General features: G+C 58.3%; 7 protein-coding genes, 3 rRNA genes and 1 pseudogene. 4 read left to right on the top strand and 7 right to left on the bottom strand.

The window, feature by feature from the left end:
- Window positions 1-2: 2 nt before the first annotated feature.
- The 5 genes and pseudogenes from K307_RS01290 to K307_RS01305 all read right to left on the bottom strand — a co-directional run bounded on the left by K307_RS01290 (window position 3) and on the right by K307_RS01305 (window position 4,425).
- Window positions 3-950 (bottom strand): respiratory chain complex I subunit 1 family protein, encoded by a 948-nt coding sequence (locus tag K307_RS01290; protein ID WP_022534749.1) that lies wholly within the window; start codon window positions 948-950, stop codon window positions 3-5.
- 7 nt (window positions 951-957) lie between these two features.
- The gene (gene hyfB / locus K307_RS01295; protein ID WP_042875840.1) at window positions 958-2,982 is read right to left on the bottom strand and encodes a hydrogenase 4 subunit B; all 2,025 of its coding nucleotides are present in this window, start codon (window positions 2,980-2,982) and stop codon (window positions 958-960) included.
- 3 nt (window positions 2,983-2,985) lie between these two features.
- Window positions 2,986-3,261: a ribbon-helix-helix protein, CopG family gene (locus K307_RS50805; RefSeq protein WP_042875842.1), complete on the bottom strand. Its 276-nt coding sequence runs from the start codon at window positions 3,259-3,261 to the stop codon at window positions 2,986-2,988.
- Between the two features lie 254 nt (window positions 3,262-3,515).
- Window positions 3,516-4,004: pseudogene (locus tag K307_RS45115) on the bottom strand (IS630 family transposase); the annotation flags it as partial.
- Window positions 4,005-4,155: 151 nt separating this feature from the next.
- Window positions 4,156-4,425: a hypothetical protein gene (locus K307_RS01305; RefSeq protein WP_042875844.1), complete on the bottom strand. Its 270-nt coding sequence runs from the start codon at window positions 4,423-4,425 to the stop codon at window positions 4,156-4,158.
- A gap of 381 nt (window positions 4,426-4,806) precedes the next feature.
- On the opposite strand from K307_RS01305, the gene K307_RS01310 reads away from it, so the two are divergent.
- On the top strand, window positions 4,807-5,034 hold the full coding sequence (locus K307_RS01310) for a hypothetical protein (protein WP_042875846.1): 228 nt from the start codon (window positions 4,807-4,809) through the stop codon (window positions 5,032-5,034).
- Window positions 5,035-5,099: 65 nt separating this feature from the next.
- Here K307_RS01310 and K307_RS01315 read toward each other — a convergent pair whose 3' ends face one another.
- On the bottom strand, window positions 5,100-5,615 hold the full coding sequence (locus K307_RS01315) for a hypothetical protein (RefSeq protein WP_042875847.1): 516 nt from the start codon (window positions 5,613-5,615) through the stop codon (window positions 5,100-5,102).
- A 677-nt stretch (window positions 5,616-6,292) separates the two neighbouring features.
- On the opposite strand from K307_RS01315, the gene K307_RS01320 reads away from it, so the two are divergent.
- The 3 genes from K307_RS01320 (at window position 6,293) to rrf (ending at window position 11,265) form a co-directional block, all read left to right on the top strand.
- Window positions 6,293-7,824, top strand: a 16S ribosomal RNA gene (locus K307_RS01320).
- A gap of 332 nt (window positions 7,825-8,156) precedes the next feature.
- Window positions 8,157-11,035, top strand: a 23S ribosomal RNA gene (locus K307_RS01325).
- Window positions 11,036-11,151: 116 nt separating this feature from the next.
- Window positions 11,152-11,265: ribosomal RNA gene (rrf, locus tag K307_RS01330) — 5S ribosomal RNA — on the top strand.
- The 16S, 23S and 5S rRNA genes sit together here, the layout of an rRNA operon.
- A 590-nt stretch (window positions 11,266-11,855) precedes the next feature.
- Here rrf and K307_RS01340 read toward each other — a convergent pair.
- Window positions 11,856-12,164 carry an EthD family reductase gene (locus K307_RS01340; protein WP_042875851.1) on the bottom strand — a complete coding sequence of 103 codons (309 nt, stop codon included), beginning with the start codon at window positions 12,162-12,164 and terminating at the stop codon, window positions 11,856-11,858.
- Window positions 12,165-12,238: the final 74 nt, after the last annotated feature.

Here is a 12,238-nt window from a genome sequence, read left to right on the forward strand (position 1 = left end):
TCTCAGTGAGCCAGCAGCAAGTGGACCAGCATGCCGATCACAGCCAGCAGAAAGGCGGTGGCCAGGAACTCCGGCACACGGAAGATGCGCATCTTGGCGCTCGCGGTCTCCAGCGCCGCCAGCAGGACCCCACCCACGATGAGCTTGAGCAGCAGCGCGGGCAGCGCCAGCAGCATGGCCAGGGGAGCGTGCGCTTCGGCAACGCCCCAGGGAAAGAACAGCGCCAGGCCGATGCAGGAATAGGCGAACAGCTTGAGGCTGGCCGCCCACTCAAGGAGTGCCAGATGCCGGCCCGAGTATTCGAGGATCAGCGCCTCGTGGATCATCGTCAGCTCGAGGTGAGTGGCGGGATTGTCGACCGGTATGCGAGCGTTCTCGGCCAGCGATACCATGGTGAACGCAACGCCGGCAAACGCCAGGCCCGGGTAGATGGCCAGGTCCCGGTGAGCAATCGTCTCGACAATGGTGGTGAGCGAGGTCGACTTGGAGATCAGCGAGGCGGAGAACAGTACCATCAGCAGAGCCGGTTCCGCCAGGAAGCCGATCAGCATCTCGCGCCGCGCGCCCAGCGTCCCGAAGGCGGTGCCGACGTCCATTGCCGCCAGCGAGATGAAGACCCGCGCCAGCGCGAACAGGCCGACCAGGGCGATCGCGTCGGCGGCCGGTGCCAGTGGCAGGTCCGTGGAAACGGTAGGGATGATAGAGCAAGCGAGCGCCATGCAGCCGAACACCACATAGGGCGTGGCGCGGAACAGCGGCGACGCATTATCTGCGACCACCGATTCCTTGTTGAATAGTTTGTGCAGCATTCGATACGGTTGCCAGAGGCTGGGCGCCGACTTGTTCTGCAGCCAAGCCCGCCACTGGTTGACCCAGCCGATCAGCAGGGGCGCCAACGCGATCGAGATCACAATCTCGAGTAGCTGTGACAGGATTCCGGTCAAGTTCATGCAACCCTCATCGCATCACGGCCAGTAGCGTGGCGGCCAGGGTCAGGAAGCTGTACAGCAGGTATGCCGAGATGCGTCCCTGTTGCATCAGGCCGATCAGCCGGGCCAGATACGACGCCAGATCGATCACGGGGACATACATCCAGCGCCAGAAATGATCCGCCACTGTGACCCGGTAGTGCGGCTGCTCATCGAATGGCGTCGGCAGGTCGCGGCGCATCCGAAAAAACGGTTCAAAGATCTGGCGGATCGGCTGACCGAAACCCTCGGCGGTGTCCTGCATGCGCGCGGTGCCCCATGGGAAGCCGCAAGCCCAGGGCGGGCTGCGGCGAAGCCGACCGTGGTAGAGGCGGCGCACCAGCAGGTAGGCGAGGGCAACGCTGGCCAGAATGCCGAGCAGGAAAATGACCGGCCCATAGCTGGCCTGAGCCAGGCCGGTCGGTGCCAGCAGCCAGCCGCTGGCCGCGGTCCGGGCGCCGAGTCCGCTCGCCACCAGCTGCTGCGTCACCGGATCGATCAGCTGGACGAATTGGGTCGGCAGCAGGCCAAGCGCGATACAGCCCAGCGCGAGCCACAGCATGCCCGCGCGCTCCCAGCGGCCGGCGTCGTGCGCGTGGGCCAGCTTGGGCTCACGGGGCTGGCCGAGGAAGATCACGCCGAAGAACTTTACCATGGTGTAGCCGGCCAGGGCCGCCACCAGCGCGATCAGCGCGGCGACCACCGGGATCAGCATGGTCAGTATCGGCTCCGGAAGACCCGGCGTGAACAGGAAGCTCTGCAGCAGCAGCCACTCCGAGACGAAACCGCCGAGCGGAGGCAGCCCCGCGCTGGCCAGCACGCCCAGCAGCGTAAGCCAGCCCACCCATGGCATATAGCGAATCAATCCGCCTAGCTTGCCGAGGCTTCTCTCCTCGGTGGCATGCAACACGCTACCGGTCCCCAGAAAGAGCAGGCTCTTGAAGAAGGCATGGCTGGCGACATGGTAGAGCGCGGCTGTCAGGGCCAGGGCGGCCATTGGCGCCATGCCGTAGGCTGAAAACAGCAGTGTCAGGCCCATGGCAACGAAGAGCAGGCCCATATTCTCGATCGACGAATAAGCCAGAAGCCGCTTCATGTCGGTTTGTACCGCGGCAAAGACCACGCCGAACAGCGCGGTGGCCAGTCCAATGGCCAGCAGCAATCCGCCCCACCACCACAGACGCACCTGCAGCAGGTCGAAGGACACGCGCAGCAGGCCGTAGATGGCAGTGTTGAGCATGACGCCGCTCATCATTGCCGACACCGGTGACGGCGCAGCCGGATGCGCCTCCGGCAGCCAGACGTGCAAAGGTAGGATGCCGGCCTTGGCGCCGAATCCGAACAGGGCCAGCAGGAAACCGACCGAGGCCCAGAGCGGCGTCAGCGCCTGGGCTCGCATGCTGGCAAACGTATAGTCGCCGGTGTTGGCCTGCAGCACGCCAAAGCACAGCAGGATGGCGATCGCTCCGATGCGCGCCATTGTGATGTAGAGATAGCCGGCGGCGCGCACTTCGGCGATGCGGTGGTTGGCGGTCACCAGGAAGAATGAAGACAACGCCATGGTTTCCCACATCACCATGAAAGAGTAGGCATCGTCTGCCAGGATCACCCCGGCCATGCTGGCGAGGAACAGGTGGTACTCAAGACAAAGGAGGCCCGGCGGCGTGCCTTCGCCCTTGCGGAAGTAGCCAGCCGCAAACGTCGAGATGCCGGTCGCCGCCCCTCCCATTACCATCAGGAAGTAGGCCGACAGGCTGTCGACCCGGACGTGGAACGGCAGTGTGGGCAGGCCAATGGGCAGCACGGCAGCCTCAGGCGCGCGGAATACGGCGTGGAGCGCCAGACCGAACAGCGCCAGCCCTAGCAGTCCCCCGATGGGGAATAGCACGTGGGATACCAGTGCAAACCGATGCAGCACCAGGACCCCTGCCACGCCGACAAGCAGCCAGGCCCCAACCACAACAAGCATCCAGTCGAGATGGAGCCATTGGGTAAGAGGGGGCACGCTGCTCATGGATCAGGCTCCGCGACGGGTCGCACGGCGCTTGGCGGGAGGTTTCGCGTCGCGCCGCGACGGCGCGCCGACCGGTGGCCTCTCTTTGCTCATGGCTTCCGCTTTGTCCGTGTCCACGCCGCTGGGGACGTACTGGACGCCATGCTGGGTCAGGTAGTCGCGGATAAGACGCCGTATCACCTGCGAGGCGGTCAGATCCTGCTGTGCGCAAAGGCGCTCGAAGGCAGCCTTCTTGTTGGGATCGATGAGCAGCGTAAGCCGAGCGGTCTTTTGCTCCATGGGAGCCTCAAGATGGCAATACGATGATTACATGAATCACATCATAGATGATGGCCATGCGAATCCAAAGGGCTAGACGCTACCATTCCTTGACCACCGCTTGACGGCGGAACCGACCGACGCTCGCGCTACTTATGCGCTGGGGCGCTCAAATTTCATGGACCAGCCGGCCGCCCGGTGATCCGACGCCACGCTCCAGGGCGAATTGGCCGGCGCTGAGGTCCACCCGCGACGGCGCCGCAAGCGGGGCCAACACTGGTGGGGGTGAAATGCATGTGAAATCGTGGGTGTTTGGCGAGCCACGCTTGCACATTGGGGTGCTTGTGGGTTGCATAGTTGTCGGCGATCAAATGAAGCTCGCGGTCCTTGGGCGTACTTCGATCAATCTGCCGCAAGAAGCGTAGCCACTCTTGGTGTCGATGCTTTGTCATGCACTGACCAATGACACTACCATCGAGGGTGTTCATCGCCGCGAACAAGGTCGTCACACCATGACGCTTGTAATCGTGAGTCATCGTCTCACAGCGCCCTCGCTTCAACGGCAGGCCTGGCTGGGTCCGGTCAAGCGCCTGAATCTGGCACTTCTCGTCGCAACAGAAGACCAATGCACGTTCTGGTGGATTGAGATACAGCCCGACGATGTCGTCCAGCTTCTCGGCGAAGTGCTTATCGTTCGACACCTTGAAGCTCGCCACCCGATGCGGCTTGAGTCCATGCGCGGAGGTCGTTGTAGAACTTGTAGCCGTCGCTCATCAACGCCGCTACCACCGGATGCCGGCAGTAGGCCGGTCGTCAGGCTTGCAGCGGCTCTCGGCCTCAATCGCTTACAGTTAACCGATCTGGCGCAGCGCCTCGGTGTTGACCTCGTTTTTGTGAGCCTGGCTTTCGTGCAAACTATTTGTGCCTGACGGACGTGGACAAGCTGTCGATAACTGCCCTGGCCGAAGATAGTGCCAGGTCGATGGCGGCGTGGGGTGTGAGCGCATGATGCGGTGGAAGCGCTGGCACCAGCCTGAGTGAGCCACTGCCCACGCTAACCTGAGTAACGGTCGCTGTTGCGAGGAAGGTTGGCTGCGCCGCGCCGGGGTCGAGGACATCTTCGGATGAGCGGCGTACAATTGCCGACACCTTGAAGCCCTTATAGATCGAGTTATTCTGAGACATGTTGGTCTCCTTTCAGCAATCAGCATACGCTGTTCGCTACACGGTGTCCGATTTTCAATAGCATTGGGACGCGACACGCAGGTACCGTGGTCTGCGAGTGCAGCCAGCAGGACATTTGGCGAGTACCGCAGCAATAGCCTTGCTACGCGAGTGTTGTACTACGTGATGCCACGGGACCAAGTCTTCGCCCAAGGATACGACCATCCGGATGCCGTCGATCCAGTACTTCTGAAGATTGTCGAGTAGGCGAAGTCGGTTGCCGGCGCAGGCCGAGCGGCATATTCGCGAAGGACGGGCGCACAGCCAAAGCGCAATCGTGCGCGCGCTGCGCGCCGAAGAGCGCGCGATGCGATGAATGTTTAGGGCAAGGCCCCGGATCTCATGCTGGTCTTCACCGGATCAAGCCGGGACAAACTCGCGCACCTGGTCATGAATTCGCGCATGCCGTTCTATGGTTCCCAGGTGACGCCGTTCCCGCTGCTTGATCGAAACTTCACCGACGAATTTACCAAGAGCGTGAACCGGGCACTCGCCGCGGGCAATCGGTTTGAGCCGGCAGCCGTTTACCAAGCCTTCATGATGGCGAGATCGAAGATTAGGCGTGGCTGAGTTGGCTCGGCGCCAAAGGCCTGACGTCCTGAAGAACGCGGTTACGCGATGCGCCAGGCGGGCGGTCACCGAAACGACTTGGTGACCTGGCCCAGTTGGGCGGTCTGGGGGCCGCGTCGACTAGTGCCTCCAGGCCAGCCTGCACGAAGGAGGTGCCCGTGGGCAGCCAGCCTAGTCGCTGCGGGGCTGGTCCTGCAGGCTCGCCTTCGCTTCTGCCTCGGTCTCGTAGACATAGGGCGCGAGGCCGCGCCGGGCGAGGTGTCGCTGAGGTTGGCGCGCATGAAGGCGCTGGTGGTAAAGCGGGTCACGCCGACGTAGTAGCGTGCCACCGTGTCCGAGATCATCTCGACATAGGCATCTTCCACGCTCCGGTCGAGCACGAAGCCCGCGTAGTTGACCACGGTGTAGACCCTGTGGCCCAACGGCTCGCAGATGCGGATGACCTCGTTGCGGATCGCCTCGATGTCTTCCTGGCGCTTCACTTCGAGCTCCTCGAAATTCAGGAACAGGATGTTCTTCTCTTCGTCGTAGTTGAAGCGCGCCCCCAGCGGCAGGCGCAGCACGTCGGCGCGCAGTCCCATCGGCTCGGGGCGGATTCAAGATGGAAGAACAGGCCGCTTACAGTGTTCCTGCTAGGTCGACGAGCGTCGCAAGCCGCAACCATCAGTACAGAACCGCGAATCGCTCGGATGAAGTCCGGCGCTCGAGTCGTCGAGAAGGGTGGGCGCGAGCAACGTCATGATCGGTAGCGCGTGGCCCCGCGGGCGGCGACCAGCTCGGTGCTCATCCACGTCGCGGGTCGACGCAAAAGTGACAAAATAGGCTCTTTCAAAATCTTTTCAAAAACGCTTGCAAGCCAGGCATGGAGGCATTAATATTCGCCCCCCCGTTCGCAAAGCACCGCGCAACGGAGGTGGGAAAAGACTTGCAAGGATTAACTCGAAAGAGTGTCCAGAAAAAAGAATTTCTCGAAAATGATTGATTAATCGCAGAAACTTCTTTATAGTCTCGCTCCTTCGCTGCTGACAAAGCAGCGACGCGACAAGCAAAGCGAATCGCGGCAAGTTCTTTAACAAACAAACACCGATAAGTGTGGGCGCTTGATAACGGATGCGAAAGACTTCGGTCTTTTAGCTTACAAGTTATAAAGTGCTCGCACAGCAAAACGTGACTGGATCTTCGGATCTGGTCAGTCAGTTTTCTGAGAGTGAGCGACCGCTCGAAAGAGCGAGGACCCGTGAGGGTCCACACAGAGATTGAACTGAAGAGTTTGATCCTGGCTCAGATTGAACGCTGGCGGCATGCCTTACACATGCAAGTCGAACGGCAGCACGGGCTTCGGCCTGGTGGCGAGTGGCGAACGGGTGAGTAATACATCGGAACGTGCCCTGTAGTGGGGGATAACTAGTCGAAAGATTAGCTAATACCGCATACGACCTGAGGGTGAAAGCGGGGGACCGCAAGGCCTCGCGCTACAGGAGCGGCCGATGTCTGATTAGCTAGTTGGTGGGGTAAGAGCCTACCAAGGCGACGATCAGTAGCTGGTCTGAGAGGACGATCAGCCACACTGGGACTGAGACACGGCCCAGACTCCTACGGGAGGCAGCAGTGGGGAATTTTGGACAATGGGGGCAACCCTGATCCAGCAATGCCGCGTGTGTGAAGAAGGCCTTCGGGTTGTAAAGCACTTTTGTCCGGAAAGAAATGGCCTGGGTGAATACCCCGGGTCGATGACGGTACCGGAAGAATAAGCACCGGCTAACTACGTGCCAGCAGCCGCGGTAATACGTAGGGTGCGAGCGTTAATCGGAATTACTGGGCGTAAAGCGTGCGCAGGCGGTTTTGTAAGACAGGCGTGAAATCCCCGAGCTTAACTTGGGAATGGCGCTTGTGACTGCAAGGCTAGAGTATGTCAGAGGGGGGTAGAATTCCACGTGTAGCAGTGAAATGCGTAGAGATGTGGAGGAATACCGATGGCGAAGGCAGCCCCCTGGGACGTCACTGACGCTCATGCACGAAAGCGTGGGGAGCAAACAGGATTAGATACCCTGGTAGTCCACGCCCTAAACGATGTCAACTAGTTGTTGGGGATTCATTTCTTCAGTAACGTAGCTAACGCGTGAAGTTGACCGCCTGGGGAGTACGGTCGCAAGATTAAAACTCAAAGGAATTGACGGGGACCCGCACAAGCGGTGGATGATGTGGATTAATTCGATGCAACGCGAAAAACCTTACCTACCCTTGACATGCCACTAACGAAGCAGAGATGCATCAGGTGCCCGAAAGGGAAAGTGGACACAGGTGCTGCATGGCTGTCGTCAGCTCGTGTCGTGAGATGTTGGGTTAAGTCCCGCAACGAGCGCAACCCTTGTCTCTAGTTGCTACGCAAGAGCACTCTAGAGAGACTGCCGGTGACAAACCGGAGGAAGGTGGGGATGACGTCAAGTCCTCATGGCCCTTATGGGTAGGGCTTCACACGTCATACAATGGTGCGTACAGAGGGTTGCCAACCCGCGAGGGGGAGCTAATCCCAGAAAACGCATCGTAGTCCGGATCGTAGTCTGCAACTCGACTACGTGAAGCTGGAATCGCTAGTAATCGCGGATCAGCATGCCGCGGTGAATACGTTCCCGGGTCTTGTACACACCGCCCGTCACACCATGGGAGTGGGTTTTGCCAGAAGTAGTTAGCCTAACCGCAAGGAGGGCGATTACCACGGCAGGGTTCATGACTGGGGTGAAGTCGTAACAAGGTAGCCGTATCGGAAGGTGCGGCTGGATCACCTCCTTTCAGAGCGTGCATCTGAAGTTGAGCGCTCACACTTATCGGTAGTTTGTGGTTAAGGCCAGGCTGGTTGGCCAAATGGAAGCACTCTGCGAACGAGTGCTTCCATTTGGCATTGCCAAGCGATCCAACGATCGGCTGTTCTTTAAAAATATGGGATGTAGTAAAGGTGTCGCGCAAGCGTTGATGAGACGCTGCAGTACAAACGCGATACCGGGTTGTGATTGTATCAACCAAAATGTATTTAAGTGATCGAAAGATGACTTGGAATACGGCACAAATGCGAGAACTCATCCTGTAGCGACTTGTTTCGAGCGATCGAGACACACTCGTTATAGGGTCAAGCGAACAAGTGCATGTGGTGGATGCCTTGGCGATCACAGGCGATGAAGGACGCGGTAGCCTGCGAAAAGCTTCGGGGAGCTGGCAAACAAGCTTTGATCCGGAGATGTCCGAATGGGGAAACCCGGCCCGTATGGGTCATCCCACACTGAATTCATAGGTGTGGGAAGCGAACGCGGCGAACTGAAACATCTAAGTAGCTGCAGGAACAGAAATCAACCGAGATTCCCAAAGTAGTGGCGAACGAAATGGGAAGAGCCTTGTACTCTTTAGCAGTGGTGTTAGCAGAACGGGATGGAAAGCCCGGCCATAGCAGGTGATAGCCCTGTATGCGAAAACACGATTGTGGAACTAGGTGTACGACAAGTAGGGCGGGACACGTGAAATCCTGTCTGAAGATGGGGGGACCATCCTCCAAGGCTAAATACTCGTGATCGACCGATAGTGAACCAGTACCGTGAGGGAAAGGCGAAAAGAACCCCGGGAGGGGAGTGAAATAGATCCTGAAACCGCATGCATACAAACAGTCGGAGCCTGGCAACGGGTGACGGCGTACCTTTTGTATAATGGGTCAGCGACTTACATTCAGTGGCAAGCTTAACCGATTAGGGCAGGCGTAGCGAAAGCGAGTCCGAACAGGGCGTTGAGTCGCTGGGTGTAGACCCGAAACCAGATGATCTATCCATGGCCAGGTTGAAGGTGCGGTAACACGTACTGGAGGACCGAACCCACTAACGTTGAAAAGTTAGGGGATGAGCTGTGGATAGGGGTGAAAGGCTAAACAAATCTGGAAATAGCTGGTTCTCTCCGAAAACTATTTAGGTAGTGCCTCGTGTCTCACCTTCGGGGGTAGAGCACTGTCATGGTTGGGGGGTCTATTGCTGATTACCCCGCCATAGCAAACTCCGAATACCGAAGAGTGCAATCACGGGAGACAGACATCGGGTGCTAACGTCCGGTGTCAAGAGGGAAACAACCCAGACCGCCAGCTAAGGTCCCCAAATATGGCTAAGTGGGAAACGAAGTGGGAAGGCTAAAACAGTCAGGAGGTTGGCTTAGAAGCAGCCACCCTTTAAAGAAAGCGTAATAGCTCACTGATCGAGTCGTCCTGCGCGGAAGATGTAACGGGGCTAAGCCATATACCGAAGCTGCGGACGCGCGCAAGCGCGTGGTAGGAGAGCGTTCTGTAAGCCTGTGAAGGTGTCTTGTAAAGGATGCTGGAGGTATCAGAAGTGCGAATGCTGACATGAGTAGCGATAAAGGGGGTGAAAGGCCCCCTCGCCGTAAGCCCAAGGTTTCCTACGCAACGTTCATCGGCGTAGGGTGAGTCGGCCCCTAAGGCGAGGCAGAGATGCGTAGCTGATGGGAAGCAGGTTAATATTCCTGCACCGTCGTATGATGCGATGGGGGGACGGATCGCGGAAGGTTGTCCGGGTGTTGGAAGTCCCGGTCCCTGCATTGGAGAAGGCGCTTAGGCAAATCCGGGCGCGGAATTCAAGGATGTGGGGCGAGCGGCCTAGTGCTGCGAAGCAATTGGAAGTGGTTCCAAGAAAAGCCTCTAAGCTTCAGTCATACGAGACCGTACCGCAAACCGACACAGGTGGGCGAGATGAGTATTCTAAGGCGCTTGAGAGAACTCGGGAGAAGGAACTCGGCAAATTGGTACCGTAACTTCGGGATAAGGTACGCCCTGGTAGCTTGACTGGCCTGCGCCAGAAGGGTGACGGGGTTGCAATAAAATGGTGGCTGCGACTGTTTAATAAAAACACAGCACTCTGCAAACACGAAAGTGGACGTATAGGGTGTGACGCCTGCCCGGTGCCGGAAGATTAAATGATGGGGTGCAAGCTCTTGATTGAAGTCCCGGTAAACGGCGGCCGTAACTATAACGGTCCTAAGGTAGCGAAATTCCTTGTCGGGTAAGTTCCGACCTGCACGAATGGCGTAACGATGGCCACACTGTCTCCTCCCGAGACTCAGCGAAGTTGAAGTGTTTGTGATGATGCAATCTCCCCGCGGCTAGACGGAAAGACCCCATGAACCTTTACTGTAGCTTTGCATTGGACTTTGAACCGATCTGTGTAGGATAGGTGGGAGGCTTTGAAGCGTGGACGCTAGTTCACGTGGAGCCGTCCTTGAAATACCACCCTGGTTTGTTTGAGGTTCTAACCTTGACCCGTGAATCCGGGTCGGGGACAGTGCATGGTAGGCAGTTTGACTGGGGCGGTCTCCTCCCAAAGTGTAACGGAGGAGTTCGAAGGTACGCTTGGTACGGTCGGACATCGTACCTAAAGTGCAATGGCAAAAGCGTGCTTAACTGCGAGACCGACAAGTCGAGCAGGTGCGAAAGCAGGACATAGTGATCCGGTGGTTCTGAATGGAAGGGCCATCGCTCAACGGATAAAAGGTACTCTGGGGATAACAGGCTGATACCGCCCAAGAGTTCATATCGACGGCGGTGTTTGGCACCTCGATGTCGGCTCATCTCATCCTGGGGCTGTAGCCGGTCCCAAGGGTATGGCTGTTCGCCATTTAAAGAGGTACGTGAGCTGGGTTTAAAACGTCGTGAGACAGTTTGGTCCCTATCTGCCGTGGGCGTTGGAATCTTGACGGGGGCTGCTCCTAGTACGAGAGGACCGGAGTGGACGTACCGCTGGTGTACCTGTTGTCTCGCCAGAGGCATCGCAGGGTAGCTATGTACGGAAGAGATAACCGCTGAAAGCATCTAAGCGGGAAACTCGCCTGAAGATGAGGATTCCCTGGAGGCTTGACCTCCTTGAAGGGTCGTTCGAGACCAGGACGTTGATAGGCTGGGTGTGGAAGCGCAGTAATGCGTTAAGCTAACCAGTACTAATTGCCCGTAAGGCTTGATCCTATAACCAGTGTGTTTTACCTGGTGTGTGTGATCGTGTCTGTGCCAGATACGCACAACCCCCAACTACATCCCTATTCGTGACGCTGGCCTCAACCCCAGCGCCACAACCCCTTATGCCTGGTGACCATAGCGAGTTGGAACCACCCCTTCCCATCCCGAACAGGTCCGTGAAACGACTCCGCGCCGATGATAGTGCGGATTACCCGTGTGAAAGTAGGTCATCGCCAGGCTCTTATCCCCAAAACCCCTCGACAGCGTGTGCTGCGAGGGGTTTTGTCTTTGGCGATTCAAAATGCGGACGTGTCTATTCGCCTGCGATCAGAACGTCGCTGTGGGCAAGCTCCAAGGCAAACAACCGCGTAAGCGTCCGCTCCCCCTTGTATTTACCCACTTGTTCAGGGGGAGGAGGGTGGCCATGCGAATCAGCTTGCAGGTCGTCGTGCAGGACGAAGAGGGCGTGTCAGCCACCGTTTACCGAGGTCGCCCTGTTCGAACGAAAAAGGCTTGACGCCGGATCACCGGGGCTGCATTTGGAAGAGGCGAAATCGCTGCTAAGCAGACTGCAGCGCGCGATGATCGCGCCACAGGTTGCCGAGGCGGTTACCAGAACCAGCGTTTGCGCCACCTGCGGTTCGCCGCTAGCCTGCAAGGGTCACCATCGGCTGGTCTTTCGCACAGCGTTCGGGGGACTGTCGATTGACAGTCCCAGGCTGTATCCCTGTCGGCAATCGATGTGGCGACAACTCCCGGGCGCCTGCCATGGCCCTTGTGCTAGCGGGCATATCCCCTTCTCAAAGAAAATGGGCCGCGAACCGCCGGCCTAAACTTCCTTCGTGTCGAATATGAGCATGTCAACGCCGGCCTGGGCAAAATTGGCCACATCAGCTGCTGCTGCGGCACCCTCAGGCGAAGCCATTGCCTGCTGGAGCGCCACCAGCGAATCGAAGCTCAGCACCGCAACCAGGTGAAACGGCGAATTGCCGCCCGGGCTCGCAACCGGGCCGCTGCTGACCTCGTAGCGTCGCAGGCCGGGGATCTTCTTCGCGATCGGAACATGGGTCGAGAAGTAATATGAATCGAAGGCTGCCGTGTCCGCAGGCTTCTTGTATAGCACCACTAGCTTTGCCATCGTGGTTCTCCAAACGTGATAGTAGAGCCTGAGCTTGCTAGAGTATCTATCCTACAGCGTGTGAACCCCATTTC

The organism is Cupriavidus necator A5-1 (assembly GCF_000744095.1).
Classification (GTDB): Bacteria; Pseudomonadota; Gammaproteobacteria; order Burkholderiales; family Burkholderiaceae; genus Cupriavidus; species Cupriavidus necator_A.

What these genes read in the sequence shown, in the direction of transcription:
- K307_RS01310 (WP_042875846.1), top strand. Translation starts at nt 4,807, where the DNA reads ATGCTGGTCTTCACCGGATCAAGCCGGGACAAACTCGCGCACCTGGTC.
- K307_RS01305 (WP_042875844.1), bottom strand. Translation starts at nt 4,425, where the DNA reads ATGTCTCAGAATAACTCGATCTATAAGGGCTTCAAGGTGTCGGCAATT.
- hyfB (WP_042875840.1), bottom strand. Translation starts at nt 2,982, where the DNA reads ATGAGCAGCGTGCCCCCTCTTACCCAATGGCTCCATCTCGACTGGATG.
- K307_RS01340 (WP_042875851.1), bottom strand. Translation starts at nt 12,164, where the DNA reads ATGGCAAAGCTAGTGGTGCTATACAAGAAGCCTGCGGACACGGCAGCC.
- K307_RS50805 (WP_042875842.1), bottom strand. Translation starts at nt 3,261, where the DNA reads ATGGAGCAAAAGACCGCTCGGCTTACGCTGCTCATCGATCCCAACAAG.
- K307_RS01315 (WP_042875847.1), bottom strand. Translation starts at nt 5,615, where the DNA reads ATGGGACTGCGCGCCGACGTGCTGCGCCTGCCGCTGGGGGCGCGCTTC.
- K307_RS01290 (WP_022534749.1), bottom strand. Translation starts at nt 950, where the DNA reads ATGAACTTGACCGGAATCCTGTCACAGCTACTCGAGATTGTGATCTCG.